General features: G+C 63.5%; 24 protein-coding genes and 1 pseudogene. 8 read left to right on the top strand and 17 right to left on the bottom strand.

The annotated features are described in order from the left end of the window. The first annotated feature begins 35 nt into the window (after nt 1-35). Nucleotides 36-650, top strand: a complete 615-nt coding sequence (locus ACF3ND_RS09230) for a glutathione S-transferase family protein (RefSeq protein ID WP_394059787.1) — start codon at nt 36-38, stop codon at nt 648-650. Between the two features lie 42 nt (nt 651-692). On the opposite strand, the pseudogene ACF3ND_RS09225 reads toward ACF3ND_RS09230, so the two are convergent. The 7 genes and pseudogenes from ACF3ND_RS09225 to proC all read right to left on the bottom strand — a co-directional run. Then, nucleotides 693-839, bottom strand: a pseudogene (locus ACF3ND_RS09225) (DNA-binding protein); the annotation flags it as partial. 52 nt (nt 840-891) lie between these two features. After that, complete coding sequence (locus ACF3ND_RS09220) at nt 892-1,593, bottom strand: ABC transporter ATP-binding protein (RefSeq protein WP_394059786.1); 702 nt, start codon at nt 1,591-1,593, stop codon at nt 892-894. Continuing rightward, a complete protein-coding gene (gene livG, locus ACF3ND_RS09215) occupies nt 1,594-2,358 on the bottom strand; it encodes a high-affinity branched-chain amino acid ABC transporter ATP-binding protein LivG (protein WP_394059785.1) in 765 nt (254 codons plus the stop codon). Continuing rightward, nucleotides 2,355-3,578, bottom strand: a complete 1,224-nt coding sequence (livM, locus tag ACF3ND_RS09210) for a high-affinity branched-chain amino acid ABC transporter permease LivM (RefSeq protein WP_394059784.1) — start codon at nt 3,576-3,578, stop codon at nt 2,355-2,357. Before livM ends, livG begins: the two co-directional genes overlap by 4 nt. After that, a complete protein-coding gene (gene livH, locus ACF3ND_RS09205) occupies nt 3,578-4,507 on the bottom strand; it encodes a high-affinity branched-chain amino acid ABC transporter permease LivH (protein WP_394059783.1) in 930 nt (309 codons plus the stop codon). The genes livM and livH overlap by 1 nt, the downstream gene beginning before the upstream one ends. A 106-nt stretch (nt 4,508-4,613) precedes the next feature. Continuing rightward, the gene (locus ACF3ND_RS09200) at nt 4,614-5,735 is read right to left on the bottom strand and encodes a high-affinity branched-chain amino acid ABC transporter substrate-binding protein (protein WP_394059782.1); all 1,122 of its coding nucleotides are present in this window, start codon (nt 5,733-5,735) and stop codon (nt 4,614-4,616) included. Between the two features lie 419 nt (nt 5,736-6,154). Beyond that, complete coding sequence (proC, locus tag ACF3ND_RS09195; RefSeq protein ID WP_394059781.1) at nt 6,155-6,997, bottom strand: pyrroline-5-carboxylate reductase; 843 nt, start codon at nt 6,995-6,997, stop codon at nt 6,155-6,157. A gap of 172 nt (nt 6,998-7,169) precedes the next feature. On the opposite strand from proC, the gene ugpB reads away from it, so the two are divergent. The 4 genes from ugpB to ACF3ND_RS09175 all read left to right on the top strand — a co-directional run bounded on the left by ugpB (nt 7,170) and on the right by ACF3ND_RS09175 (nt 11,519). Next, a complete protein-coding gene (gene ugpB, locus ACF3ND_RS09190) occupies nt 7,170-8,477 on the top strand; it encodes a sn-glycerol-3-phosphate ABC transporter substrate-binding protein UgpB (RefSeq protein ID WP_394059780.1) in 1,308 nt (435 codons plus the stop codon). 187 nt (nt 8,478-8,664) lie between these two features. Continuing rightward, nucleotides 8,665-9,549, top strand: a complete 885-nt coding sequence (gene ugpA / locus ACF3ND_RS09185) for a sn-glycerol-3-phosphate ABC transporter permease UgpA (protein ID WP_394059779.1) — start codon at nt 8,665-8,667, stop codon at nt 9,547-9,549. A 21-nt stretch (nt 9,550-9,570) separates the two neighbouring features. Further along, nucleotides 9,571-10,413: a sn-glycerol-3-phosphate ABC transporter permease UgpE gene (gene ugpE / locus ACF3ND_RS09180; protein WP_394059778.1), complete on the top strand. Its 843-nt coding sequence runs from the start codon at nt 9,571-9,573 to the stop codon at nt 10,411-10,413. Nucleotides 10,414-10,433: 20 nt separating this feature from the next. Further along, complete coding sequence (locus ACF3ND_RS09175) at nt 10,434-11,519, top strand: sn-glycerol-3-phosphate import ATP-binding protein UgpC (protein ID WP_394059777.1); 1,086 nt, start codon at nt 10,434-10,436, stop codon at nt 11,517-11,519. Nucleotides 11,520-11,598: 79 nt separating this feature from the next. Here the strand turns inward: ACF3ND_RS09175 and ACF3ND_RS09170 are convergent, their stop codons facing one another. The 6 genes from ACF3ND_RS09170 to ACF3ND_RS09145 form a co-directional block, all read right to left on the bottom strand. Next, nucleotides 11,599-12,723, bottom strand: coding sequence for a branched-chain amino acid ABC transporter substrate-binding protein (locus ACF3ND_RS09170; protein ID WP_394059776.1), 1,125 nt, complete (start codon nt 12,721-12,723; stop codon nt 11,599-11,601). A 124-nt stretch (nt 12,724-12,847) separates the two neighbouring features. Then, nucleotides 12,848-13,396 (bottom strand): Dps family protein, encoded by a 549-nt coding sequence (locus ACF3ND_RS09165; protein ID WP_394065811.1) that lies wholly within the window; start codon nt 13,394-13,396, stop codon nt 12,848-12,850. 227 nt (nt 13,397-13,623) lie between these two features. Continuing rightward, nucleotides 13,624-14,589, bottom strand: coding sequence for a LysR substrate-binding domain-containing protein (locus ACF3ND_RS09160; protein ID WP_394059775.1), 966 nt, complete (start codon nt 14,587-14,589; stop codon nt 13,624-13,626). A 32-nt stretch (nt 14,590-14,621) separates the two neighbouring features. Further along, nucleotides 14,622-16,703 (bottom strand): ATP-dependent DNA helicase RecG, encoded by a 2,082-nt coding sequence (gene recG / locus ACF3ND_RS09155; protein ID WP_394059774.1) that lies wholly within the window; start codon nt 16,701-16,703, stop codon nt 14,622-14,624. Between the two features lie 13 nt (nt 16,704-16,716). After that, nucleotides 16,717-17,103, bottom strand: coding sequence for a Rid family detoxifying hydrolase (locus ACF3ND_RS09150; RefSeq protein WP_394059773.1), 387 nt, complete (start codon nt 17,101-17,103; stop codon nt 16,717-16,719). A gap of 75 nt (nt 17,104-17,178) precedes the next feature. Beyond that, nucleotides 17,179-17,955 (bottom strand): ferredoxin--NADP reductase, encoded by a 777-nt coding sequence (locus ACF3ND_RS09145; protein WP_394059772.1) that lies wholly within the window; start codon nt 17,953-17,955, stop codon nt 17,179-17,181. Nucleotides 17,956-18,269: 314 nt separating this feature from the next. On the opposite strand from ACF3ND_RS09145, the gene ACF3ND_RS09140 reads away from it, so the two are divergent. From ACF3ND_RS09140 to ACF3ND_RS09130, 3 genes are all read left to right on the top strand, one after another. Then, a complete protein-coding gene (locus ACF3ND_RS09140) occupies nt 18,270-19,316 on the top strand; it encodes a Fe(3+) ABC transporter substrate-binding protein (protein WP_394059771.1) in 1,047 nt (348 codons plus the stop codon). A 94-nt stretch (nt 19,317-19,410) separates the two neighbouring features. Then, complete coding sequence (locus ACF3ND_RS09135) at nt 19,411-21,069, top strand: ABC transporter permease (RefSeq protein ID WP_394059770.1); 1,659 nt, start codon at nt 19,411-19,413, stop codon at nt 21,067-21,069. A 2-nt stretch (nt 21,070-21,071) separates the two neighbouring features. Next, entirely contained in the window at nt 21,072-21,875 is an 804-nt protein-coding gene (locus tag ACF3ND_RS09130; protein WP_394059769.1) for an ABC transporter ATP-binding protein, read from the top strand. Between the two features lie 4 nt (nt 21,876-21,879). On the opposite strand, the gene ACF3ND_RS09125 is transcribed toward ACF3ND_RS09130, so the two are convergent. The 4 genes from ACF3ND_RS09125 to hemW form a co-directional block, all read right to left on the bottom strand. Next, entirely contained in the window at nt 21,880-22,632 is a 753-nt protein-coding gene (locus ACF3ND_RS09125) for a glutaredoxin family protein (RefSeq protein ID WP_394059768.1), read from the bottom strand. A gap of 146 nt (nt 22,633-22,778) precedes the next feature. Then, nucleotides 22,779-23,366: a hypothetical protein gene (locus ACF3ND_RS09120; RefSeq protein WP_394059767.1), complete on the bottom strand. Its 588-nt coding sequence runs from the start codon at nt 23,364-23,366 to the stop codon at nt 22,779-22,781. A gap of 343 nt (nt 23,367-23,709) precedes the next feature. After that, a complete protein-coding gene (gene glnA / locus ACF3ND_RS09115) occupies nt 23,710-25,122 on the bottom strand; it encodes a type I glutamate--ammonia ligase (protein ID WP_394059766.1) in 1,413 nt (470 codons plus the stop codon). A 225-nt stretch (nt 25,123-25,347) separates the two neighbouring features. Further along, on the bottom strand, nt 25,348-26,562 hold the full coding sequence (gene hemW / locus ACF3ND_RS09110) for a radical SAM family heme chaperone HemW (protein ID WP_394065810.1): 1,215 nt from the start codon (nt 26,560-26,562) through the stop codon (nt 25,348-25,350). Between the last annotated feature and the right edge of the window lie 2 nt (nt 26,563-26,564).

Raw genomic sequence — 26,564 nt, 5'->3', positions numbered from 1 at the left:
GTCTTTTGTGCGGGACTATTTTCGAGAGGAATCCCATGAAACTGTATTACCTGCCCGGCGCCTGCCCTCTGGCCAGCCACATTGCACTGGAATGGATAGGCAAACCCTACGAAACCCATGCCGTCAGCCGCGATGAACTCAAGCAGCCGGCGTTCCTGGCTATGAATCCCCTGGGCGCCGTGCCTGTACTGCAGGACGAAGGCCTGACGCTGACGCAAAGCTCGGCCATCCTGGAGTATCTGGCCGAAAAGAACCCCGAGGCCAACCTCCTGGGCAAGACCATACAGGAGCGCGCCGAGACGCGCCGCTGGCTGGCCTTCGTCAATGCCGACATCCATCGCAACTTCGGCGTCATGTTCGGCGTGCAACGCTATGCCGACCAGGAATCCACCCAGGCCGAAGTGCGCGGCAAGACCGCCGAGGTTCTGAAGAAACTGTTCACCGTCGCCAACCAGCAGCTGGCCGGCAAGCAATGGCTGACCGGCACCCGTTCGGTGGCCGACGCCTATCTCTACGTGACGCTGCGCTGGGCGCACGTCATGAAGATCGACCTGTCCGGCCTGGACAATCTGGACGCCTTCTACCAGCGCATGGAGCAGGATCCCGCCGTGCAGACGGCGCTCCGTGCCGAAGGATTGGTGAAGGACTGATCGGCGCGGCTGCGCCAAGGGACTTCGGCGACGGAGTCCTTTTCAAACCAAGCGAATAGACGTGGATGAAGCGAGCGGCTGCACGGCCAGTCGCATGCCTATCGCCTTCAAGATAGCGGTCAGGCTGCTCAGCGCGGGATTGCCCTTCGGCGAAAGCGTGCGATAGAGTTGCGTCGGGTTCAGATGCGCCTACCAAAAAAAACCCGGCGCCAGGGCCGGGTTGCTGGGAAAAACAGTGGCTTTACGCGCCCAGGTAGGCCTTGCGTATGTCCGGGTTGGCCAGCAGGTTGGCGCCGGTGTCCTGCATGACCACACGGCCGGTCTCCAGCACATAGCCCCGGTCCGCCACCTGCAGCGCCTTGTTGGCGTTCTGCTCCACCAGGAAGACGGTGACGCCCTGGTCGCGGATGGTGCGGATGATGTCGAAGATCTGGGCGATGATCAGCGGCGCCAGGCCCAGGGTGGGTTCGTCCAGCAGCAGCAGCGAGGGCCGCGTCATGAGCGCTCGGCCAATCGCCAGCATCTGCTGTTCGCCGCCGGACATGGTGCCGGCGCGCTGGCCGGCGCGCTCCTTCAGGCGCGGAAACAATTCGTAGACGTGGGCCTCCCCTTCTTCGATCTGGCTGCGGTTCAGGAAGAAACCGCCCATCTTCAGGTTTTCGGACACGGTCAGGTCCGAGAACACGCGCCGGCCTTCGGGCGAGATGGCGATGCCTTTGCGCATGATGCGGTGCGTGTCGGCCTGGGTGATGTCCTCGCCGTTGAAGGTGATGGTTCCCGAACTGGCCCGCGGCGAGCCGCAGACCGTCATCAGCAAGGTGGTCTTGCCGGCGCCGTTGGCTCCGATCAAGGTGACGATCTCGCCCTTGTTGACCTCCACGCTGACCTGGTCGAGCGCCTGGATGGCGCCGTAATGGGTGGATACAGAGTCCAGCTTCAGCACTTATTCTTCCCCCAGATAGGCTTTGATGACGCGCGGATCGTTGCGCACCTCGTCGGGTTTGCCGGTGGCGATGGGTTTGCCGTATTCCATGACCAGAATGCGGTCGGACACGCCCATCACCAGGCTCATGTCGTGCTCGATCAACAGCACGGCCACGTCGAACTCGCGGCGCAGCTGGTCGATGAGGTGCTGCAGGTCGCGCTTTTCCTGGGGATTGAGGCCGGCGGCCGGCTCGTCCAGCATCAGCAGGCGCGGCTGGGTGATCATGCAGCGGGCGATTTCCAGGCGGCGCTGGTGGCCGTAGGCCAGATTGCCGGCTTCGCGGTTGGCCATGTCGGTCAGGCCCATGAAGTCCAGCCACTGCGCGGCGCGTTCCTTGGCCTGTTTCTCCGAACGCTTGTACTTGCCCAGGTTCAGCAGGCCCGCCAGGAATCCGGCGTTGAGCTGCTGGTGCTGGGCCACCAGCAGGTTCTCCAGCACCGTCAGTTTCTTGAACAGGCGCACGTTCTGGAAGGTGCGCACCAAACCCTTCTGGGCCACTTTGTGACTGGCCAGGCCGTGAATGGGCTGGCCGTCCAGAAGGACGGTTCCCGACGTGGGCTTGTAGAAGCCGCCCACGCAGTTAAAGACCGTGGTCTTGCCTGCGCCGTTGGGACCGATGATGGCGAAGACTTCGTCCCGGCCCACTTCGAAATCCACCGAATCCACGGCCAGCAGGCCGCCAAAGCGCATGCACAGGCCCGAAACACTCAACAATGAACTCATGCGCGCAACTCCACGTGAGGCCGTTTCACGGGCAGCAGCCCCTGCGGACGCCAGGCCATCATGACCACCATCACAACACCAAAAATCAACATGCGGTACTCCGCGAATTCACGTGCCAGCTCGGGCACCACGGTCAGCACGATGGCCGCCAGGATGACGCCCACCTGTGAACCCATGCCGCCCAGCACCACGATGGCCAGAATGAGGGCCGATTCGATGAAGGTGAAGGACTCGGGGTTGACCAGGCCCTGCCGGGCGGCGAAGAAAGCGCCGCCGAAACCGGCGAACATGGCGCCCATGGTGAAGGCGGACAGCTTGATCGTGGTGGGATTGAGCCCCAGCGAGCGGCAGGCGATCTCGTCCTCGCGCAGCGCCTCCCACGCCCGGCCTATGGGCATGCGCACCACGCGGCTGGACACGAACAGGGTGATGAGCGCCAGGGCCAGGGCCATCAGGTACAGGTACACGACCACGTCCTGGTTGCTGAAGGACCAGCCCATCAGGTCGTGGAATGTCGTCTGCCCCTCGGGGGCGCGGCGCATCATGGGAAAGCCGAACACGGTGGGCTTGGGGATGCCGGAGATGCCGTCCGGGCCGCCGGTGACGTTGTACAGGTTGATCAGCAGCAGGCGGATGATCTCCCCGAAGCCCAGGGTGACGATGGCCAGGTAGTCGCCGCGCAGGCGCAGCACCGGAAAGCCCAGCAGGAAGCCGAACAGGGCCGCCATGCCGCCGGCCAGTGGCAGCGCTTCCCAGAATCCCCAGCCCGCGTAGTGGTACAGCAAGGCGTAGGTGTAGGCGCCCACGGCGTAGAAGCCGACGAAGCCCAGGTCCAGCAGGCCCGCAAAGCCCACCACGATGTTCAGGCCCAGGCCCAGCATGACGTAGATGAGCACCAGCGTGGCGATGTCCACCTGGGCGCGGCCGCTGAAGAAAGGCCAGACCACGGCGGCCGCCACCACCAGGTACAGCAGGACCCGCTTGGTCCGCATGTTCAGTTGCGGCAGGGTCCAGCGGCTCTGGCGGCTCTTGCCTATCTTCAGGCTGGGCCGTATGAGCTGCGCCACGAACACGATGCCCATGCCGAGCAGGGTCATGTTCCAGTCGGTTTCTATATGGGTGTTCATGCCGGCGCGCACGATCTGCAGGCCGAAGACCGGCGCCACGATGATGCCCGCCAGGATGGCGGCGATGAATGCGTTGCTGAAACGATTGGCCATCAGACTTTCTCCACCTCGGGTTTGCCCAGCAGGCCCGTTGGACGGAACAGCAGGATGAAGACCAGCAGCAGGAAGGCAACGATGTCCTTGTACTGCGAAGAAATGAAGGCGGCGGCGAACGTCTCGGCCAGGCCCAGCAGCACGCCGCCCAGCATGGCGCCCGGGATGCTGCCGATGCCGCCCAGCACGGCGGCGGTGAAGGCCTTGATGCCGGCGATGAAGCCGATGAAGGGGTTGAGCTTGCCGATCGCGGTGGCGATCAGCACCCCGCCCACGGCGGCCAGCATGGCGCCGATGACGAAGGTGAAGGAGATGATCTTGTTGGTGTCTATGCCCAGCAGGTTGGCCATGCGCAGGTCCTGCGAGCAGGCGCGCGAGGCGCGGCCCAGGCGCGAATACTTGATGTAGAAGCTGAGCATGACCATCAGCACCACCGTGACCACGATGATCATGACGCGCGAGTACGGGGCGGTCACCACGAAGCCGTCCTGTCCCAGGGCGAACTGGAACGAGCCCGAGAGCAGCGTGGGCACGGCCATGTCGCGCGCGCCCTGGCCCAGGGCCACCCAGTTCTGCAGGAAGATGGACATGCCGATGGCGGAGATCAGCGGCACCAGGCGCGGGCTGCCGCGCAGCGGCGCATACGCGACCTTCTCGATGGCGTAGCCGTAGACGGCGGTCACCAGCACGGCGACCAGCAGCATGATGAGGATGATGAGCCAGATCGGCAGGCCCGAGCCTACGCCGATGGCGGTCAAGGTCACCAACCCCACGTAGGCGCCGATCATGTAGATCTCGCCGTGCGCGAAGTTGATCATTCCGATAATGCCATAGACCATTGTGTAGCCGATGGCGATCAGTGCATAGATAGCGCCCAACGATAGTCCGTTGAACAGCTGCTGCACGATCTGAGGGAGTAAATCAGACATGCTTTTTTGCTTCCGTTGAGTCCGTCATTCTTGTTTTGAGGCTTTGCGGGCGCCCAATGGCAATGCCCCCGTTCCTGGTGTCGAGCGGGGGCATCGCATACCGGATTTACCTGTTCACCAGACTGAAGTTGCCGTCCTTGTCCCACTTGAAAACGGCGAATTCAAAATGCTTCAGGTCGCCCTTGGCGTCGTATTCTACCTTGCCGATGGCGGTATCGAACGAATTGGCATGCATGTAGTCGGCCGCTTTGGCGGAATCCTCGCCCACGGCGTTGATGGTGTCGGCGATGATCTGCACCGCGGCATAGGCCGGGAAGGTGAAGGCGCCGTTCGGGTTGCGCTTGTAGGTGGTGAAGTTCTCCATCACTTTTTCATTGCCGGGCATTTTGGTGAAGTCCGTGGGCAGAGTCACCAGCAGGCCTTCCACCGCGGGGCCCGCGATGGCCACCAGATCGCGGTTGGCCACGCCTTCTGGACCCATGAACTGGTTCTTCAAGCCCTGCTCGCGCGCCTGGCGCAGCAACAGGCCCAGTTCGGCGTGGTAGCCGCCGAAATAGATCAGGTCGGGGTTGGCGCCCTTGAGCTTGGTGATCACGGCCGAATAGTCGCTGTCGCCCACGTTGATGCCTTCGAACATCACGATGTTCATGCCTTTTTTGGCCAGGGCGTCGCGCACCTGGCTGGCCACGCCCGAGCCGTAGGTCTGCTTGTCGTGCAGCACGGCGATGGTCTTGGGCTTGAGCACGTCGGCGATGTAATCGGCGGCGAAGGGACCTTGCTGGTCGTCCCGGCCTATGGTGCGGAAGAAGTAATGCGGCTTGATGGTGTCGGTGACCAGGGGCGAGGTGGCCCCGGGAGTGATGGCGACGATGCCTTCCTGTTCATACACATTGACCGCGGGCACCGTGGTGCCCGAGCAGGCGTGCGCCACGGCGAACTTCGCGCCCGAGTTGACCACGCGGTTGGCTGCGGGCACCGCCTGCTTGGGCTCGCAGGCATCATCGATCAGCAAAGGCTCCAGCTTCTTGCCTTTCACTCCGCCTGCCGCGTTGATGGCGTCGATTGCGGTCAGTGCGCCTGCCTGGATCTGATCTCCGTACTGGGTGGACGGGCCGGTCATGGGTTGCGGAATACCGATTTTGATGGTGTCCGCAGCAGAGGCGGTGCCCATGGCGAGGATGGCGGCCAGGGCTGCAATGCCAGGGGTAAAGCGTAGAGTCCGTTTCATACCTGCTATCTCCCGAAACCGGCGTGTAACCGGCAGTGGCTTGGAAAAATTATCGTTCTGTCGCGCGGGCTGGCTTCCGTTGCCCCTGCGTCAGGCGAACTCATTGTCGCGGAGTGCTACAAACACTGTCACTTCGGATAAGCCCTACTGCAGGCAGCCGCTGTCCGGGCATGCGGGGGAGGCAGAATGGCCGGGAAACCAAGTGCGTTTGAGTCCCGACCGTCGCTATGAAAGATCGGTTGCCGTGGTCAGCGCCTGCATATCTGAATATATCTGAATGTCAGCATTTGGTAACTAGGTTTTCTTAATGAAATCGTTTGCCAATAAAAAACGCAATATTTCAAAACATTCAATGAAAAACCCGGCTGTGAGCCGGGTTTTTAGGCGATTGCCGCCGCCGGGCGGCGGAGCATGAAGATTCAGGAGAATTCTCGAGCCAGTTCGGCGGCGCGCTCGCGCGCGGCGCGCACGGCGCGCTGCACCAGGGCGGGAAAGTCGCCCTGGCCAAGCACGTTCAGGGCCGCGGCGGTGGTGCCGCCTTTGGAGGTGACGCGTTCGCGCAGCACGGCGGGCGGCTCCGGAGACAGCGTGGCCAGCTGCGTGGCGCCATTGAGGGTGGCCAAGGCAAGCTGGCGCGCTTGTTCAGGAGTCAGGCCCTGCTCCACCCCGCCCTGGATCAGGGCTTCCAGGAAAAGAAAGACATAGGCCGGACCGCTGCCCGACAGCGCGGTGACCGCATCGATGGCCGCATCGTCCTGCACCCAGACCACTTCGCCGACCGAGCCCAGCAGCTGCTTGGCGATGGCCTTGTCGGCCTCGTCCACCTGCTCCATGGCCATCAGGCCGGTAATGCCGCAGCCGATGAAGGCTGGAGTATTGGGCATGCAGCGGATGACGCGGGTGAACGGCGCGTCCGGTTCGCCCAGCCATTGGGCGATGGCGGTGGCGGGAATGCCGGCGGCCACGCTGATGACCAGGGTGTCCGGTTGCAGGTACGGCTTGCAGGCCAGCACGGTTTCCTTCATGACCTGGGGCTTGACCGCGAAAACCCAGATGCGCTGGCCGGACAGGGCGGGACCCGGCTGGGTCGCCGTCCGGACGCCCTGCCTGGCCCAGGATTCCAGGGCCTGCGGGTTGATGTCCAGGGCCAGCACGTCCGCGCCGCCGCAGCGCTTGCCGATCAGGCCGGCCGCCAGTGCGCTGGCCATGTTGCCGGCTCCGATAAAAGCCAGCTTGAAGGGGGTGTCATGTGGATTCATCATTTCTCCATTATACGGGTCCGCCGGGACAGGCAGCCAGGCTCTTGAGGGTAAGTCGTCATTGACCCCCTGGGCTCCAGTGGGTACATTCACGCGATCGTCATATACAAGTCATAAACTTGGCACCCGATGACTGCTACATCCTAGCGGTACCTTTTATACAGGAGAAAGTTCGATGCGAACGAAACTATTTGCTCTGTCCCTGGCCGGACTGATTGCTTCCATTGGCACGGCCCATGCCGCCACGGAGATCCAGTTCTGGCACTCGATGGAAGGAGCCCTGGGCGATCGCGTGGACAAGCTGGTCAACGATTTCAACAAGTCCCAGTCCGACTACCAGGTCAAGGCCTCGTACAAGGGCCCTTATGGCGAATCCATGAACGCGGGCATCGCGGCCTTTCGCGCCGGCAATGCGCCCGACATCCTGCAGGTTTTCGAAGTGGGCACCGCCACCATGATGGCCGCCAAGGGCGCCATCCAGCCTGTGCAGGAAATGTCCGAGAAAGCCGGCAACCCCATCAACCCCAAGGATTTCCTGGGCGCCGTGGCCGGCTATTATTCTTCCAATGAAGGCAAGCTGGTCTCCATGCCCTTCAACAGCTCCACGCCGGTGCTGTACTACAACAAGGACGCCTTCAAGAAGGCCGGCCTCGATCCCGAGAATCCGCCCAAGACCTGGCAGGAACTGCAGGCCGCCGCCAAGAAGCTGCGCGACGCCGGCCAGGAGTGCGGCTACACCTCGTCCTGGCCGTCCTGGATCCTGCTGGAGAACTTCGCCGCCTGGCACAACATTCCTTTCGCCAGCGAGAACAACGGCTTCGGCGGCCCCAGCGCCCGCCTGAAGCTGGACAATCCCCTGTTCGTCAAGCACATGAGCTTCCTGGCCGACATGGCCAAGGAAGGCACCTTCACCTATGGCGGACGCGGCGACACGGCCAACGCCTTGTTCACGTCGGGCAAGTGCGGCATGTTCACCGGCTCCAGCGGCAATCGCGCCAACATCATCAAGACCGGCGAGTTCCAGTTCGGCACTAGCAGCCTGCCCTACTACAGCGACGTGCAGGGCGCGCCGCAGAACTCCATCATCGGCGGCGCCTCGCTGTGGGTCTTCGCCAAGAAGTCCGACGAGACCTACAAGGGCGTGACCGAGTTCTTCAAGTTCATCTCCAGCCCCGAGCAGGCGGCAGCCTGGCACCAGGATACCGGCTATGTGCCCGTGACCTCCGCCGGCTATGAAAAGACCAAGGAGTCGGGCTACTACGACAAGAACGTGGGCGCCGACGTGGCCGTCAAGCAGCTGGACGCCTCGACCACCGACAACTCGCGCGGCATCCGCCTGGGCTCCCTGCCCCAGATCCGCGACATCGAGGACGGCCTGATGGAACAGATCTTCGCCGGCAAGGTGACGCCGGAAGAAGGCCTGAAAGCCATGCAGAGCCGTGGCAACGAGTTGCTGGAGCGCTTCGAGAAGAGCGTGAAGTAAGCCCTGCCCGCTTCGGCGGGTGGTTTACAATCGGGCGTATGATTCTGGGACCATGGTCTCGCCTGCCTCCGTCATGAACATGGGGAGCGCACGCCGTGAAACATGGCAGATTCATACGCTCTTCTGTTTCCTGTCATGCCCCGGCTCGCGATCCGAGCGGCGGCCCCACCCCTCGCGTTGATATCCCATGGAAAAACGTGTCGTATTTCGCCACAAGACACTTCCTTACCTGCTGCTGGCCCCGCAACTGGCCATCACCGTGATCTTTTTTTTCCTGCCCGCCGGCCAGGCGCTCTGGCAGGCTTTCCATCTGGAAGATCCCTTCGGCCTGTCCTCCCAGTTCGTGGGGCTGGACAATTTCCGCGAGCTGTTCAGCAACGCCGAGTACATCGCCTCCTTCGAGACGACGGCGGTCTTCTCGATCGCGGTGGCCGTGGTGGGCCTGGCGGTTTCCCTGCTGCTGGCCGTCATGGCCAATCGCGTGGTGCGCGGCGCGCTGGCCTACCGCACCTTGCTGATCTGGCCCTACGCCGTCGCCACGGCCGTGGCCGGGGTGCTGTGGCTGTTCCTGTTCTCGCCGTCGGTGGGTATCGTGGCCGTGTTCCTGGTGGAGATGGGCCTGAAGTGGAACCCGCGCCTGGACGGCAATGACGCCATGATGCTGGTGGTGCTGGCCTCGGTCTGGAAGCAGATCTCCTATAACTTCCTGTTTTTCCTGGCCGGCCTGCAGGCCATTCCGCGCTCCCTGATCGAGGCCGCCGCCATTGACGGCGCAAGCCCGGCGCGGCGCTTCTGGAGCATCGTCTTCCCCCTGCTCTCGCCCACCACCTTCTTCCTGCTGGTGGTCAATGTCATCTACGCCTTCTTCGACACCTTCGCCATCATCGACGTGGTCAGCCAGGGCGGGCCGGGCGAATCAACCTCCATCCTGGTCTATCGCGTGTACAACACGGGTTTCCGCGCCCTGGACATCGGTTCTTCGGCGGCCCAGTCCGTGGTGCTCATGGCGGTGGTCATCGCCTTGACCATCATCCAGTTCCGCTACATCGACCGCAAGGTCAACTACTCCTGACGAGCGCCAAGGAAGATTGTCATGATTGAACGCCGTCCCGTCCTCGATTTCATCACGCACCTGATCCTGATTCTGGGCGTGGTGATCATCGCCCTGCCCTTGTACGTTACCTTCGTCGCTTCCACCCAGACCGCCGCCGAAGTGGCGCGTGCGCCCATGTCGTTGCTGCCGGGCTCGCATTTCATCGAGAACTACACCGTCGCCCTGACCGGCGCGGCCACCAACACGCCGGCCGTGGGCCGCATGCTCATCGTCAGCACCGTGATGGCCCTGGGCATCGCCCTGGGCAAGATCGCGATCTCCATGCTCTCGGCCTTCGCCGTGGTGTATTTCCGCTTTCCATTCCGCATGCTGTTCTTCTGGATGATCTTCATCACCCTGATGCTGCCGGTGGAAGTGCGCATCATGCCCACCTACAAGGTGGTGGCCGACTTGAACATGCTCAACAGCTATGGCGGACTGATCCTGCCGCTGATCGCCTCCGCCACGGCCACCTTTCTGTTCCGCCAGTTCTTCCTGACCGTGCCGGACGAACTGGTCGAGGCCGCCCGCATCGACGGCGCCGGCCCCATGCGGTTTTTCAAGGACGTGCTGCTGCCCCTGTCCAAGACCAGCATCGCCGCCCTGTTCGTGATCCAGTTCATCTATGGCTGGAACCAGTACCTCTGGCCGCTGATCATCACCACGCACGAAGACATGTACCCCATCGTGGTGGGCATCAAGCGCATGATTTCCGGCGGGGACAGCGTCACCCAGTGGAACGTGGTCATGGCCACCGCCCTGCTGGCCATGCTGCCGCCGGCCTTTGTCGTGATGCTGATGCAGAAATGGTTCGTCAAAGGTCTGATCGACTCCGAAAAGTAACCCCCAACAGGCTCAACTGAATGGCTACCTTAAGTTTTCAAGGCGTCAAGAAAACCTATCCCAATGGCGTCGCCGTCATTCACGGCATAGACATGGACATCCAGGACGGCGAATTCGTCGTCATCGTCGGCCCCTCGGGCTGCGGCAAATCCACCCTGATGCGCATGGTCGCGGGCCTGGAGTCCGTCACCAGCGGCGAGATCCGCATCGACGGCAAGGTCGTGAACGAACTGGAACCGGCCGAGCGCGACATCGCCATGGTGTTCCAGAACTATGCGCTCTATCCTCATATGTCGGTCTTCGACAACATGGCCTATGGCCTGAAGATCCGCAAGTTCTCCAAGGCCGATATCAAGCAGCGCGTGGACGCCGCCGCCGCCATCCTGGAACTGGGCCCGCTGCTGGAGCGCCGTCCCGCGCAGCTGTCAGGCGGCCAGCGCCAGCGCGTGGCCATGGGGCGCGCCATCGTGCGCGAACCCAAGGTGTTCCTGTTCGACGAACCTCTGTCCAACCTGGACGCCAAGCTGCGCGTGCAGATGCGCCTGGAGATCCAGAAGCTGCACCAGCGTCTGCGCACCACCAGCCTGTATGTCACGCACGATCAGGTGGAGGCCATGACCCTGGCCCATCGCATGGTCGTCATGAACCACGGCGTGCCCGAGCAGATCGGCACGCCGGCCGAAGTCTTCGACAAGCCAGCGTCCGTATTCGTGGCCAGCTTCATCGGCTCCCCGCCCATGAATCTGCTGCCCGTCCAGGTATCCGAAAAAGGACTGATCAGCGACGACAATGGCCAGCCGCTGCAGTTCGGCCCGGAACTGGTTCCGGCGGGCTTGTACGGCCACAAGGCGTTTCTGGGCATACGGCCCGAACACATACGCCTGCATGCCCCAGGCCTGACCACGCAGGTGGAAATGGTGGAGATCCTGGGTTCGGAGCAGTTGCTGCACCTGGCGCACGGGGACTACCGCCTGGTGGTGCGCTGCCCGGTGGAACAGACTCGCGACTACCCCATCCAGCTGGGCGAGACCATCCAGGTCGGCCATATGCCGCCTCATCCGCTGCACTGGTTCGACCGTGAAACGGGCCGGCGCATCGAGGCCTGATCTCCGGATCATGCGTGGATAAAAAAACCGGCCTCAAGGCCGGTTTTTTTATGTGGCGGACAGAGTCCGGCCGAGCGGCTTACTTGCCGTAGACCGTCTTGCTGCCGTCCGCATGCCAGGTGAACACATCGAACTTGAAGTTGTTCAGGTCACCCTGCTTGTTCCAGCTGATGTCGCCGATGGGCGTCTTCACGGTGTTGGCGTGCAGGTAGTCGGCGACCTTGACGGGATCGTCCACGCCGGCGCCCTTGATGCCTTCGGCAATCGCCTGGGTGGCGGCATAGGCCGTCAGCTGGAAGGCGCCGCTTGCATCGCGCTTCTTGTCCTTGAAGGCCTGGACGATGGCCTTGTTGTCCGGATCCTGGGTGAAGTCGGCGGGCAGCGTCAGCAGCATGCCTTCCACGGCCTTGCCGGCGATGGCGTTGATGTCGGGGTTGCCGACGCCTTCAGGACCCATGAACTTGGCGTTCACGCCTTGTTCGGCGGCCTGGCGCAGCAGCAGGCCCATCTCGGGGTGGTAGCCGCCGAAATAGACGAAGTCGGCGCCGGAGGATTTCAGCTTGGTGATGACGGCGGAGTAATCGCTGTCGCCCGCGTTGATGCCTTCGAAGATGGAAACGGTGGTGCCGGCCTTCTGCAGCTCGGAGCGCACCGCGGAGGCGATGCCCTGGCCATAGGATTGCTTGTCGTGCAGGACGGCGACGTTCTTGGGCTTGATATGCTCCAGGATGAACTTGGCGGCGGCCGGGCCTTGCTGGTCGTCGCGGCCGATGGTGCGCAGGATCATCTCGTAGTTCTTGCCGTCGGTGACCGCGGGCGCCGTGGCCGAGGGGGTGACCATCAGCACGCCTTCGTTGTTGTAGATATCGGTGGCGGCGATGGTGGCGCCGGAGCACACGTGGCCCACGACGTAGTGAATCTTGTCATTGACGATGCGGTTGGCCACGACCGGGCCTTGCTTGGGTTCGCAGGCATCGTCCACCGTGACGGCCTGGAGCTGTCTGCCCAGCACGCCGCCGGCTGCGTTGATCTGCTCGATGGCGGTATCCACGCCCTGCTTGACCATTTCGCCGTACTGCGTGACCGCGCCGGTGAAGGGGCCGGCGATGGCGATGCGGATGGTATCGGCATGGGCGGCGCCGGACAAGAGCAGACCCGTTGCCAGGCTCATGGCCGCTGCAACAGGAGTAAAACGAATTTTCATAGAAAACACCTCCGTGATTGTGCAAGAGAGCATACACCGAGAACGGCGGCGCATGCCCTCCTGCATCCGGCAAATCAGGGTTTTCTATAGGGTGTTTGAAAACCGCCGCACCCTGATGCCGGAATTACTGCAGCAGGCTGCGCAGCATCCAGGCATTCTTCTCGTGCACGTCCAGGCGCTGGGTCAGCAGGTCGGCGGTGGGCTGGTCGTCGGCCGCGTCGGCGCGATCGAAAGCCGTGCGCGCGGTGCGGGCCAGCGCTTCGTTGCCCTTGACCAGCAGTTCGATCATGGTGGTGGCGTCGGGTACGGACTTGGGCTGGGAAATGGAGGACAGCTTTTCGAATTCGGCGTACGTGCCGGGGGCGTAGTGGCCCAGGGCGCGGATGCGTTCGGCGATGTCGTCCAGCGCCTGCCACAGTTCGGTGTACTGCGTCATGAACAGTTCATGCAGCGTCTTGAACATGGGGCCGGTGACGTTCCAGTGGAAATTGTGCGTCATCAGGTAGACCGTGTACGAGTCGGCCAGCACCTTGGACAGCTCCTGGGCGACGGCGGCGCGATCGTTGGACGAGATGCCGATGTCGATGTTCAGGACGCTGCTGGAGGCGGCGGGCTTGGCCGGTTTGGCGGCGGCCTTGGCAGGAGCCTTGGCAGGGGCGCTGGCGGCTTTCACGGCCTTCTTGGCAGGGGCTTTCTTGGCGGGCGCCTTGACGGCGACGGCGGCCTTGTCGTCAGCGGCGGCGGACGCTGCTGCGCTGGTATCGGCGGGCTTGGCCTGGGTCGCCTTGGTAGCCTTGACGGATTTACTCACTGTTTTCACGGCTTTTGCCATAATGGACTCCTGTTGAACAGAGGGCTAAATAATACCTGGGGCAGAATAACACGCACAGGGCGTGCTGCTCAGGTTAATTCTGGATAGGGGAAACTGCCGCTGTATTCGACTTTCAGGTAGTTCACCCCAGCCAGCCCGCTTTCCATGATGCCACGGGTCAATGCGTCGATGGCGGAGGTGCGGGGAAAACTCTTACGCCAGATCAGGGCGATGCGCCGGTCGGGCACAGGTTTCTTGAACGGCACGTAGGCCAGCAGGTCGTTGGCCTGCCCTGGCGAGGACAGGGAACTGGCCGGCAGCACGGTCACGCCTATGCCGGTCGCCACCATATGGCGTATGGTCTCCAGCGAGGAGCCTTCGAAGGTGCGCTGTATGCCTTCGCTGGAGGCCGAGAAGCGCGAGAGCTCGGGACATACGCCCAGGACCTGATCGCGGAAGCAATGGCCCGCGCCCAGCAGCAGCATGGTCTGTTCCTTGAGCTCCTCCGGGTCCACCTCCTTGCGTTTGGCCCAGGGGTGATCGTGCGGCACGGCCACCACGAAAGGTTCGTCGTACAGCTCGCGTATCATCAGCCCGGTCTCGGGCAGCGGCAAGGCCACGATGGCGCAGTCGATCTCGCCCTGGCGCAGCAGCTCCAGCAGCCGCACGGTGAAGTTCTCCTGCAGCAGCAAGGGCATCTGGGGCGTCAGCTCGATCTGTTTGGGCACCAGCCGTGGCAGCAGATACGGGGCGACGGTGTAGATGATGCCCACGCGCAAGGGTCCGGCCAGCGGATCGTGGCCCTGGCGGGCGATCTCGCGCAGGTTGGCGCCCTCTTCCAGCACCTTCTGCGCCTGCGCCACGATGCGCAGCCCGATGGGCGTGATGCCCACCTCGGTGCCGCCGCGCTCGAAGATGACCACGCCCAGCTCATCCTCCAGCTTCTTGATGGCCACCGACAAGGTTGGCTGGCTGACGAAGCAGGCCTCGGCGGCGCGCCCGAAGTGGCGCTCGCGCGCCACGGCGACGATGTACTTCAGCTCGGTCAATGTCATGGCAATTCCTTGTGCAAAACCGAATTTATGATTCAACTGCGCAGCAATTCTTCCCTGCCCTTCATCCAGCGCTGCAGATGGGCCCGGGCGTGATCCGGATAGCGGCTGCGGAACTCCGCGACCAGCTCCTGGGCCTGCTCGATCAGGTCCTCGTCGGATTCCAGGCTGGCGAAGCGCAGCACGGCCTGCCCCGACTGGCGCATGCCCATGAATTCGCCCGGGCCGCGCTGTTCCAGGTCGCGGCGCGCGATCTCGAAGCCGTCATTGGTCTCGTACATCGCCCGCAAGCGCTGGCGCGCCACGGCCGACAAGGGCGTCTGGTACAGCAGCACGCAGACCGACTGCACCTGCCCGCGCCCTACCCGCCCGCGCAGCTGGTGCAGCTGCGCCAGGCCGAAGCGCTCGGCATGTTCGATGATCATCAGCGAGGCGTTGGGCACGTCCACGCCCACTTCGATCACGGTGGTGGCCACCAGCACGTCCAGTTCGCCGTCGCGAAAGGCGTCCATGACCTGCGCCTTGTCCGTGGCCGACAGGCGCCCATGTATCAGCCCGACGCGCAAGGGCGCCAGCGCCTGGGCCAGGGCCGCATGCGTATCCACGGCCGTCTGCAATTGCAGCGCTTCGCTTTCTTCGACCAGGGGGCAGACCCAGTAGGCCTGGCGGCCCTGCGCGACCTCGGCGCGCACGCGCGCCATGACTTCCTCGCGCCGGCTGTCTTCGGCGAGCTTGGTGATGACCGGGCTGCGGCCTGGCGGAAGTTCGTCGATGACCGAGACGTCCAGGTCGGCGAAGAAAGCCATGGCCAGCGTGCGCGGGATGGGCGTGGCGCTCATGTTCAACTGGTGCGGCAGATACGGGCGGCCCTGCTCGTCGACGGTGTCGCCCTTGCGGTTCAGCTCCAGGCGCTGGCCCACGCCGAAGCGGTGCTGCTCGTCCAGGATGACCAGGCCCAGGCGCTGGAAGCTGACCTGCTCCTGGATCAGCGCCTGGGTGCCTATCACCAGCTTGGCCTGCCCGGAGGCGATGGATTCATAGGCCTGGCGGCGCGCCTTGGCGCCCAGGCTGCCCGTCAGCCAGGCCAGTTCCACGCCCAGCGGCTCCAGCCAGCCGCGCATCTTCAGGTAGTGCTGTTCGGCCAGGATCTCGGTGGGCGCCATCAGGGCCACCTGAAAGCCGCTGGCGATGGCCTGGACGGCGGCCATGGCGGCCACGATGGTCTTGCCGCTGCCCACATCGCCTTGCAGCAGGCGGTGCATGGGATAGGAGCGCAGCATGTCTTGCCCGATCTCGGCGACGGCGCGCTGCTGGGCCCCGGTCAGCGTGAACGGCAGGGAGGCGGCCAGTGCGCGGGCCAGTTCGGAATCCTGCGCGGTCAGGGGCGCGGCGCGCTGCGCCTGGCGCGCGGCGCGCGCTTCCGCCAGGGACAATTGCTGCGCCAGCAGTTCGTCGAACTTGATGCGGTTCCAGGCCGGATGGCCGCGCTCGAAGAGGTCGTCGTAGCTCAGGTCGGGCGGAGGATAGTGCAGCAGCCGTATGGCCTGCGCGAAAGGCATCAGGCCATGCTTGCGGCATACGGCCTCGGGCAGCGTGTCGCTCAGATCGGCATGATCCAGTGCGTGGGCGATGGCCTTGCGCAGCTGGTCCTGGGACAGGCCGTCGGTGGTTGGATAGACGGGCGTCAGGGCGCGGGCCAGCGGCGCGCCGGCTGCCGACACCTTGGGGTGCACCATCTCCAGTCCGTGAAAGCCCTGGCGCACCTCCCCGCGCACGCGCAGGGGCTTGCCGGCTTGCAGCTGCTTGACCTGGCTGGGGTAGAAATGCAGCCAGCGCAAGGCCAGCTGGCCGGTGTCGTCGGCGATGCGGGCATGCAGCTGGGCGCGGGGCCGGGCTTGCACGTCCGTGCTGATGATTTCGCCTTCGATCTGGGCCATCTTGCCCGGATACAGATGGGCGATGGGCTCGATCCGGGTCTCGTCCTCGTAGCGCAAAGGCAGGTGCACCACGAAATCCGCCGGGTCGCGCAGACCCAGCTTGTCGAACTTCTGATCGAGGGAGACGGCCTTCCGGGCGGAGGGCCGTTTGGCCTGGCGAGCAGGCCTGTCTGCGATCATGGCTGCCGGGAGGTCAGAGGTGCAGGATGGCCTCGACCTCGAACTGAGCGCCCTTGGGCAGGCTGGCCACGCCGATGGTGGAGCGCGCGGGGAAAGGCTGGGGGATCAGCTCGGCCATGATGGCGTTGGCGCTGGCGAACTTGCTCAGGTCGGTCAGGAACAGGTTGAGCTTGACGATGTCGTCCAGGGAACCGCCGGCCGCCTGGACGACGGCTTCCAGGTTGGCGAAGGCCTGGCGGACCTGGCCTTCGAAGTTTTCGGAAACCAGTTCGCCCGTGGCGGGCTCCAGGCCGATCTGACCGGACAGGTAGACTGTCTTGCCGCCGGATGCGACGATTGCCTGGGAATAAGGGCCTACGGCGGCGGGAGCGGCATCGGTGAATACGACTTGCTTGGTCATGGTTAGAACCTCTGATGAGTGGTTTACTATCAGAGTTTAAGCGCCTATAGCTAAAATTAACAGTCGCCGACGCAATTATTTTTCGACGAAAGCGCGTTCGATGACGTAGTCGCCGGGCTGGCCCACGCCGGGCGAAACCTGGAAGCCGCGGCTGTCCAGCATGGCGCTGATGTCGGCCAGCATGGCGGGGCTGCCGCACAGCATGGCGCGGTCCTGGGCGGGATCCAGGGCGGGCAGGCCCAGGTCCTGGCACAGCTTGCCCGATTCGATCAGCTGGGTGATGCGACCCGTATTGCGGAAGGGTTCGCGCGTGACGGTGGGGTAGTACAGCAGTTTTTCCCGCACCAGTTCGCCGAAGTATTCGTTCTGCGGCAAGTCGTTCTGGATGAAATCCGAATAGGCCAGCTCGCTGACGTAGCGCACGCCGTGCACCAGCACGACTTTCTCGAAGCGTTCGTAGGTGTCGGGATCCTTGATGATGCTCATGAAGGGAGCAAGACCCGTGCCGGTGCCGAACAGGAACAGGTTGCGTCCCTGGCGCAGATCGTCGATCACCAGTGTGCCCACGGGCTTGCGGCTGACCAGGATGCTGTCGCCTTCCTTCAGGTGCTGCAGCCGGGAAGTCAGCGGGCCGTCCTGCACCTTGATGCTGAGGAATTCCAGGTTTTCCTCGTAGTTGGCGCTGGCGATGCTGTAGGCGCGCATCAAGGGCTTGCCGTCCACTTCCAGGCCTATCATGACGAAATGGCCGTTGTGAAAGCGCAAGGCGGCATCACGCGTGGTGGTGAAGGAAAACAGGGTATCGTTCCAGTGATGGACGCTCAGCACTCGTTCGGTATTGAAAGCTGCCATGGTAGTGTCGGTGTGGGTGGTCGGGAAATCCCGGGCAATTATGCAAAAACCTGTCCATTGTACCCAGTTCGCGGCGCAAATCCACGTGCAGACATCAGAAGGCCTTGATCGCAATCAGGATTTACCATCATATCTTGCAATCAGCGCCGTTCAGCTTGTTTTCAGAAGCCGGCGCCCTTATTCTAGTTGCCCTGCGGCTTCATTTCCGGGAGCGCCCTATTGTGAGACGGGACAGAAGCTGCTACCTTTGCGTTTGATAATCATTACTATTTGTGCCTATCTTATCGGTTCAACAGAACTCCGGAGTTCTTTCCATGAAGCGTTTCAAGCCGTCCGCCCGTTCCCTGATCCAAGCCCTGGTCCTGTCCGGACTGGGCGGTTTGTCCATGGCCGCGGTGGCCGCCGACGAGGTCAATCTGTACACCACCCGCGAACCGGGCCTGATCACTCCTTTGCTGGAGACCTTCACCAAGGACACCGGCGTCAAGGTCAATACGGTATTCGTCAAGGACGGCCTGATCGAACGCGTCAAGACCGAAGGCGACAAATCGCCGGCTGACGTGCTGATGACCGTGGATATCGGCAATCTGCTGGATCTGGTGGAAGCCGGGGTCACCCAGCCGGTCGAATCGGCCGCCCTGACCGAAGCCATCCCCGCCAACCTGCGCGGCGCCGACAAGCAGTGGTTCTCCCTGTCCTTGCGCGATCGCGTGGCGTACGTGGCCAAGGACGTGGACGTCAAGAGCATCACTTACGAGGATTTCGCCGATCCCAAGTGGAAAGGCAAGGTCTGCATCCGTTCGGGCCAGCACCCCTACAACACCGCCCTGGTGGCGGCCATGATCGCCCATGACGGCGCCGAGGCCACCGAAAAATGGCTGCGCGGCGTCAAGGACAACCTGGGCCGCAAGGCAGCCGGCGGCGACCGCGACGTGGCGCGCGACATCCTGGGCGGCATCTGCGACGTGGGCATCGCCAACGCCTACTACGTGGGCCGCATGAAGAACGCCGAGGAAGGTTCGGACGCCCGCAAATGGGGCGACGCCATCAAGGTGGTCCGCCCCACCTTCGCCAACGAGAAAAGCCAGGGCACGCATGTGAACATCTCCGGCGCCGCCGTGGCCAAGCATGCGCCCAACAAGGACAATGCCGTCAAGCTGCTGGAGTACCTGGTGTCCGACAAGGCACAGAGCCTGTACGCCAGGGCCAACTACGAATATCCGGTGCGCGCCGGCGTGGAGCTGGATCCCGTGGTGGCCAGCTTCGGCGAACTGAAGGTCGACCCCTTGCCCTTGACGGAGATCGCCAAGCATCGCAAGCAGGCCAGCGAGCTGGTTGACAAAGTTGGCTTCGACAACTGATCTATCCCGTCCCTTTTCCGCGACCGCCGGCTCCGAGCAATCGGGGCGGCGGTCGCCGCGCATTCAGGCGCCTGTAATTCAGCAGCATCGCATCATGTCTTTTTTCCGCCGACTGCCCGTCTGGCATGTGGCCGCCCTGCTGGTCGCCGTCCTGGCGGCCGCGCCCGTCCTCACCTTGCTGGTCCATGCCCTGGGAGGCAGCACGCAGCATTGGTCGCACCTGTTCCAGTTCGTGCTGCCCAATGCCTTGCGCAACACCGGCCTGCTCCTGCTGGGCGTGGGCGTGCTGGTCAGCTGCCTGGGCGTGGGCGCGGCCTGGCTGATCACCGCCTACGATTTTCCCGGACGACGCGTCCTGCAGTGGGCCCTGCTGCTGCCCCTGGCGGTGCCGACCTACATCGTCGCGTTCGCCTACCTGGACCTGCTGCACCCCATCGGCCCGATCCAGACGCTGATCCGCGAACTGCTGGGCTACAGCAGCCCGCGCGAATTCCGCCTGCCCGACCTGCGTTCGCTGGGCGGCGCCATCTTCCTGCTGGGCTTCGTGCTCTACCCCTACGTCTACCTGAGCACGCGCGCCATGTTCGCGACCCAGTCGGCCAGCCTGCTGGAAGCGGCGCGCATCATGGGCGAATCCGGACGCAGCGTCTTCTTCCGCGTGGTGCTGCCCATGGCCCGCCCGGCCATCGCCGTGGGCGTCAGCCTGGCCTTGCTGGAAACATTGAACGACATCGGCGCCTCCGAATTCCTGGGCGTGCAGACGCTCACCGTCTCCATCTACACGACCTGGGTCACCCGTTCCGACCTGGCGGGCGCGGCGCAGATCGCCGTGTCCATGCTCATCATCGTGGCCGGACTGATCACGCTCGAACGCTACGGACGCCGCCGCCAGGCCTATGCGGGCAACCAGCGCTCCGAACCCATACGCCCTGCCCGCCTGCGCGGCGCGTCCCGCTGGGTGGCGCTGGCGCTGGGCGCGGCGCCCGTCCTGATCGGTTTCGTGGCGCCGTCCCTGTACCTGCTCAACGAAACCATCAAGCACCTGGCCCAGGCCGGCGCCGTGTCCGAGCAGTTGCTGGCCAGCGCCTGGAACACCTTGCACATCGCCGCCCTGGCCACGGCGGCCACGCTGCTGTGCGGCCTGGTTGTTGCCTGGGCGGCGCGCGCCGTGCGCCACAGCCGCAAGCCCCGTTTCGCGCGCGCGCTGGCCGGGATCAGCAGCCTGGGCTACGCCATTCCGGGCACGGTGCTGGCCATCGGTCTGCTCACGCCGCTGGTCCTGTTCGATTCGTTCTACAACCAGGTGCTTTCCTGGTTCGGACACAAGCCGGCCGGGCTGCTGCTGATGGGCTCCACCCTGGCTTTGATGCTGGCGTATACCCTGCGCTTCCTGGCCATTTCCGTAGGCGGCCTGGATGCGGGCCTGGCGCGTATTCCCCCATCCCTGGAACAGGCTTCCCGCCTGCTGGGCGAAACTCCCGCCGGCACGCTCAGGCGCGTGCATCTGCCCTTGCTGCGGCCCGCCATGGGCGCGGCGGCGCTGCTGATCTTCGTGGACGCCATGAAAGAGCTGCCCGCCACCCTGCTGCTGCGCCCCATGAACTTCGACACCCTGGCCACCTGGCTGTACGCGGAAGCCGCGCGCGGCACTTATGAAGAAGGCGCCGTGGCCGCCCTGGCCATTGTGCTGGCCGGACTGATACCCGTCATCCTGCTGGCGCGCACCCAACTGACGGCCCATGGCCGACGCTGACCATGAATGCATTCCTGGACCTGCAGGCCATTACCCTGGCCTATGAAACTTCCAAAGGCTTCCGCCCCGTGGTGGACCAGTTGAACCTGCAATTGCCGCAAGGAGAAATCGGCTGTCTGCTGGGCGCCTCGGGCTGCGGCAAGACGACGGTGCTGCGCGCCATCGCGGGTTTTGAACCGCTGCGCAGCGGCCGCATCCTGCTCGATCAGCAGGTGCTCTCCACGGTTCAGCAGCAGGTGCCGCCCGAGCATCGCCATGTGGGGATGATGTTCCAGGACTACGCCCTGTTTCCGCACCTGACCGTGGAGAAGAACGTAGCCTTCGGGCTGCGCAAGTGGAACAAGGCCGAGCGCGAGGCGCGCGTGCGGGAGATGCTGCAGCTGGTGGACCTGGGCCCGCTCGCCCAGCGCTATCCGCATGAGCTCTCCGGCGGCCAGCAGCAGCGCGTGGCCCTGGCTCGGGCGCTGGCATCCAAGCCGTCCCTGCTCCTGCTGGATGAACCCTTCTCCAACCTGGACGTGGACACCCGCGAGCGTCTGGCCTTCGAGGTGCGCGACATCCTGAAAAGCGCGGGCATGACGGCCATTCTGGTCACTCACAACCAGGCCGAGGCCTTCGCCATTGCCGACCGCATCGGCGTCATGCAGGCCGGCAAGATCATCCAGTGGGATACCCCTTACGGCCTGCATCATCGCCCGGCCAATGATTTCGTGGCGGACTTCATCCGGCGCGAGGCCATCATGGCGCAACGCGCCCAGGCCTTCCTGCGCGGTGGCCAATCCGCCGAGCCAGTGCTGTATCACTAATGCGTCAGGCGGCCAGCTTGACGACCATCCAGATTGCCATGCCGACCATCATCAGGTTCTCGGTCAGCGATACGAAGCCCAGCGGCACATTGCTGTCGCCGCCGACGCAGGCGCATTTCAGTTCCTTCTTGTCAATATAGACAGCCTTGAATACTGAAATCGCGCCTATGCCGCCGATGAACAGCGCTAGAGGAATGGACAGCCACATCCAGATGCCGGCAATCATCAGCAAACCCGCCAATGCCTCCGCAAAAGGATAGAGCGTGGCGTAGCGCACCCAGCGCTGCGCCAACAGGTCGTAGTTCAAAAACATGGTGGAAAAGCCCTCCACGTCCTTGAGCTTCTGAAGCGCCAGCAGACACATTGCCATGGCAATAAACCATTCGGCCGCCTGAACAGTGAGCGCAGCGCCAAAGGCGGCCCAGCTTGCGGCCAGGGCCATCAGGGCGGCGATGGAGAAAAGCGCGATCACTGGAGTGTAGGAGACGGTATTTTTGTCCTTGGGCGTCCCGCCCAGGAAGCTGATCAGATCGTCATAGCCGCCGATCCGCCGGCCGTCGACAAAGACCTGAGGGGTCGTGTCGACGTGGTGCCTGGCTTTGAAGGCGTCGATCTCCTCACGGTTTCTCAACAGGTGATCATCGACTTCAAAGCCTTCGCGCTTCAAGAGGTCCAGCGCTTTCAGTCCATAGGGGCAAGTGTGCTCAGCCGTCACCATGCGGTGCAGTTCGGCGCGTTTCAGTGCCTGTGTCGCCATAGTCAACTCCTTTGACTTTACGATGTTGCGTTCTCGATTTCCCGCCCTGATTGTCGTATTGCGTCTTGTTCCTACACCCTACTCGATACCGCTGGCGGGGTATGTAACCAGCAGTACTGCCGCGACGGCGATGGCGGCGCCGCCTTTCATGGGCTGGAAAACGTGGTTTTCTTCTCTCGCTGCATGGTCAGCGGCAGCGTTGCAGCGAGGCTTGCCGCCACGATCAGCAATTTGTCCAGGCTGGCCCCGGACAGGACCGGATCACCCAGCACCAGAGACGGGACGGCTAACGCAGCGCAACTGGCCAGATGCAGCATGGCGGACTGCAGGGTCATGAATCGTCCTCGTTGCGTATCGGAGGGGGAGCCGGCGCTATACGAGCTGGCGCAAACCAGACGAACATAGGTGGCGGCCATGAACAGAACCATGAACAGCTCGGCATGCCCTCGTCCCCAAGACAGCAAGCCAAAGGAAACGCACAGCAGTACCGTCGCCCACAGGGCGACGCGCTTGTCGCCCCACTTTACGATGGCCAACGCAGCCATTTTGGATGCGGCCAGGGCGGCCATTCCGCCTGCAGCGAAAATGCCCGGCATCTGCCCCTTTTCGACACCATAGCGTAACGCCAGGACCGGAACCAGGACAGGGATCAGCAACAAGGGAGCAGCCTGGGCGACTGCTGGAACAGCGGCCCAATGCCAACCCTCGCGCGGCAGGAAAGCATGTGCCGTCACGGGTACAGAACCATCCAGAGGCGGCAGCCCGGTCTGTGCAACGCAAGGATATCAGCAGCACGGGCTTGGTCGGGGCCCGCGATACCCAGAAGCTGGCCAACAGCCCCGACAGGGCCGCTGCGCCCATATAGCCGGATGCGACATAGCCGGCATACACGGGCGGCACGCCCAGGTCCGTAGAAATCCAGAAGAACAGCGGTGTCAGCGCCATGAATTCCAGCGCGAGCATTTGAAAACACAGCGCAGCGCCTGGATACCGCCCGAACCGGACCAGGCATAAAAAAGAGCGGCCCTTGGGCCGCTCTGGTCGGGACAGCGCCAGCAGATGCCGGAGCAGGCCGTCTTAAAGGCTGTAGTACATGTCGAATTCGACCGGATGCGGCACCATGCGCAGACGGGTGATTTCGGCTTGCTTGAGCTCGATGAAGGCGTCCAGCATCTCGTTGCTGAACACGCCGCCGCGGGTCAGGAATTCGCGATCCTTGTCCAGGGCTTCCACGGCCTGTTCCAGGGAAGCGCAGACGGTCGGGATCTTCGCATCTTCTTCGGGCGGCAGGTCGTACAGATTCTTGTCCGCGGGGTCGCCGGGGTGAATCTTGTTCTGCACGCCGTCCAGGCCGGCCATCATCAGGGCGGAGAAGGCCAGGTAAGGGTTGGCCATCGGGTCGGGGAAGCGGGCCTCCACGCGGCGCGCCTTGGGGTTGCTGACGTAGGGGATGCGGATCGAGGCCGAGCGGTTGCGGGCCGAGTAAGCCAGCTTGACCGGGGCTTCGAAGTGCGGCACCAGGCGCTTGTAGGAGTTGGTCGTGGGGTTGGTGATGGCGTTCAGGGCGCGGGCGTGCTTGATGATGCCGCCGATGTAGAACAGCGCGAACTCCGACAGGCCGGCATATTCGTTGCCGGCGAACAGGTTCTGGCCGTCTTTCCAGATGGACTGGTGCACGTGCATGCCCGAACCGTTGTCGCCGACCACGGGCTTGGGCATGAAGGTGGCCGTCTTGCCGTATACGTGAGCCACGTTGTGGATCGTGTACTTCAGGATCTGGTTCCAGTCGGCGCGTTCGACCAGAGTGGAGAAGCGCGTGCCGATCTCCAGCTGGCCGGGAGCCGCCACTTCGTGGTGATGGATTTCCACGGGAACGCCCTGCTGTTCCAGCAGCAGGCACATTTCGGCGCGCAGGTCGGAGAAGGAGTCCACGGGCGAGACGGGCACATAGCCGCCTTTAAGGCCGGGACGATGGCCCAGGTTGTTGCCGTTGAACTCCACGCCGCGCGACCAGGGGGCTTCTTCGGAACGGATTTTCACGAAGCTGCCGGACATGTCGTCGTTCCAGGTGATGCCGTCGAACACGAAGAATTCGGGTTCGGGACCGAAATAGGCGGTGTCGCCCAGGCCGCTGGAACGCAGGTAGGCTTCGGCGCGCTTGGCCAGCGAGCGGGGGTCGCGGTCGTAGCCTTTCAGGTCGGAAGGCTCGACCACGTCACATGTCAGGATCAGGGTGGGTTCTTCGCGGAAAGGATCCATGCGCGCCGTCTTGGCGTCAGGGATCAGCAGCATGTCCGATGCTTCGATGCCTTTCCAGCCGGGCAGCGAGGAGCCATCGAAAGCCACGCCGGATTCGAAACGGTCCTCGTCCACGGCGTGGGCGGGCGTGGTCAGGTGGTGTTCGCGGCCTAGGGTATCCGTAAAACGGAAGTCCACAAACGCGATCTCGCGTTCAGCTATGATCTTCAGAACATCTTCGGGGGTGGACATGTTGACTCCAGCGTCAATGACGTAAACAAAGGGTGAAGGGGGTTCACGGCGGGTCCTTGTATGACCCGCTGTGGTAAATCCGGCGCACGCTTCCCCGGCAGGCCCGCCCTTCTTTGTCTGGTCCACTTGGATAAGAGAATTGTGACACTGGCTTTACCTGAAATCGATTGTAGAGCAATTGTGCATCTGCACAATAAAAAAATGACGTAATCCGGCAGTTTCTTGTCAGGAAGCCTCATCAGGCAGAAACGCTTCCTGCAAGTCATTGAGAAACCGCCACCCGAGCTCGCTGGCGCGGATGCGCATCGGGTCGGCCTCCAGCAGGCCTTTCTCGATGTTGCGCCGCAAAATGGGCAGGATTCTGGCCAGAGGCACGCCGGTGCGTTCCTGGAAATAGTGGGCGGGCACGCCTTCCTTCAGGCGCAAGGCGTTGAGCATGAATTCGAAAGGCAGATCGGCGGCCGGCACGCGTGCATTGTGCGCGTAATGACTGCCGTCGCGGCGCGGCGCCGATTCCATCCAGGAAGCGGGATTGCGCACGGTGGCCGTGCGCACGATGCGATCGTGGAAGGACAGCTTGCCATGGGCGCCGGGACCGATGCCGATATAGTCGCCGAATTCCCAGTAGTTCAGGTTGTGCCGGCTATGCCCGCCGCGCCGGGCGTAGGCGGAGATCTCGTACTGGATCCAGCCGCCGCCGGCCGTCAGTTCGATCAGCCTGTCCTGCATGGCGGCGCTCTCGTCGTCATCGGGCAGTGCGGGCGGATACTTGGCGAAGACGGTGTTGGGCTCCAGCGTCAGGTGGTAGAGCGACAGGTGTTCGGGGCCGAAGGACATGGCCTGCAGGATGTCCTGTTCGGATTGCGCGGGACTTTGGCCCGGCAAGGCGTACATCAGGTCCAGGTTCACTCTGGAGACGGCCTTCATGGCCATCTCGATGGCCTGGCGCGCCTGTCGGCCGTCGTGGATGCGGCCCAGCGCCTTCAGGGCCTGGTCATCGAAGCTTTGCACGCCCAGGGAGATCCGGTTCACGCCGCTGGCGGCGTAGTCCAGGAAACGGCCGGCTTCGGCCGTGCCGGGATTGGCTTCCAGCGTGATCTCGGCGTCGGGCAGCAGATTCAGGTGCGAGCGCAGCAGCGCCAGCATGCGATCCAGGGCGCGGGCCGACAGGAGGCTGGGCGTGCCGCCGCCGACGAAGACCGAGATCACCTGCCGTCCCCACACCAGCGGCAGGTTCTGCTCCAGGTCGGCCTGCAAGGCGTCCAGGTACTGCTCTTCAGGCAGCTGCTCGGGCGCTGCATGGGAGTTGAAGTCGCAATACGGGCATTTGCGCACGCACCAGGGCACGTGCACATAGACGGACAGCGGCGGCAGGCTGGGCAGCAGAGTGGCCGGACCGGATCCGGGACGGATGCGCACTTCAGGCGAGAATTCGCTCATGA

This window comes from Alcaligenes sp. WGS1538, assembly GCF_043187505.1.
Lineage (GTDB): Bacteria > Pseudomonadota > Gammaproteobacteria > Burkholderiales > Burkholderiaceae_B > Alcaligenes.
The sequence above is the reverse complement of the archived record's forward strand: the minus strand, read 5'-3'. Positions and strand labels throughout refer to the sequence as shown.

Bases quoted from the DNA above. Each gene is read 5' to 3' on its own strand.
- ACF3ND_RS09230 (WP_394059787.1), top strand. From the start codon at position 36: ATGAAACTGTATTACCTGCCCGGCGCCTGCCCTCTGGCCAGCCACATT.
- livG (WP_394059785.1), bottom strand. From the start codon at position 2,358: ATGAGTTCATTGTTGAGTGTTTCGGGCCTGTGCATGCGCTTTGGCGGC.
- livM (WP_394059784.1), bottom strand. From the start codon at position 3,578: ATGGCCAATCGTTTCAGCAACGCATTCATCGCCGCCATCCTGGCGGGC.
- livH (WP_394059783.1), bottom strand. From the start codon at position 4,507: ATGTCTGATTTACTCCCTCAGATCGTGCAGCAGCTGTTCAACGGACTA.
- ACF3ND_RS09200 (WP_394059782.1), bottom strand. From the start codon at position 5,735: ATGAAACGGACTCTACGCTTTACCCCTGGCATTGCAGCCCTGGCCGCC.
- proC (WP_394059781.1), bottom strand. From the start codon at position 6,997: ATGATGAATCCACATGACACCCCCTTCAAGCTGGCTTTTATCGGAGCC.
- ugpB (WP_394059780.1), top strand. From the start codon at position 7,170: ATGCGAACGAAACTATTTGCTCTGTCCCTGGCCGGACTGATTGCTTCC.
- ugpA (WP_394059779.1), top strand. From the start codon at position 8,665: ATGGAAAAACGTGTCGTATTTCGCCACAAGACACTTCCTTACCTGCTG.
- ugpE (WP_394059778.1), top strand. From the start codon at position 9,571: ATGATTGAACGCCGTCCCGTCCTCGATTTCATCACGCACCTGATCCTG.
- ACF3ND_RS09175 (WP_394059777.1), top strand. From the start codon at position 10,434: ATGGCTACCTTAAGTTTTCAAGGCGTCAAGAAAACCTATCCCAATGGC.
- ACF3ND_RS09170 (WP_394059776.1), bottom strand. From the start codon at position 12,723: ATGAAAATTCGTTTTACTCCTGTTGCAGCGGCCATGAGCCTGGCAACG.
- ACF3ND_RS09160 (WP_394059775.1), bottom strand. From the start codon at position 14,589: ATGACATTGACCGAGCTGAAGTACATCGTCGCCGTGGCGCGCGAGCGC.
- recG (WP_394059774.1), bottom strand. From the start codon at position 16,703: ATGATCGCAGACAGGCCTGCTCGCCAGGCCAAACGGCCCTCCGCCCGG.
- ACF3ND_RS09150 (WP_394059773.1), bottom strand. From the start codon at position 17,103: ATGACCAAGCAAGTCGTATTCACCGATGCCGCTCCCGCCGCCGTAGGC.
- ACF3ND_RS09145 (WP_394059772.1), bottom strand. From the start codon at position 17,955: ATGGCAGCTTTCAATACCGAACGAGTGCTGAGCGTCCATCACTGGAAC.
- ACF3ND_RS09140 (WP_394059771.1), top strand. From the start codon at position 18,270: ATGAAGCGTTTCAAGCCGTCCGCCCGTTCCCTGATCCAAGCCCTGGTC.
- ACF3ND_RS09135 (WP_394059770.1), top strand. From the start codon at position 19,411: ATGTCTTTTTTCCGCCGACTGCCCGTCTGGCATGTGGCCGCCCTGCTG.
- ACF3ND_RS09130 (WP_394059769.1), top strand. From the start codon at position 21,072: ATGAATGCATTCCTGGACCTGCAGGCCATTACCCTGGCCTATGAAACT.
- ACF3ND_RS09125 (WP_394059768.1), bottom strand. From the start codon at position 22,632: ATGGCGACACAGGCACTGAAACGCGCCGAACTGCACCGCATGGTGACG.
- glnA (WP_394059766.1), bottom strand. From the start codon at position 25,122: ATGTCCACCCCCGAAGATGTTCTGAAGATCATAGCTGAACGCGAGATC.
- hemW (WP_394065810.1), bottom strand. From the start codon at position 26,562: ATGAGCGAATTCTCGCCTGAAGTGCGCATCCGTCCCGGATCCGGTCCG.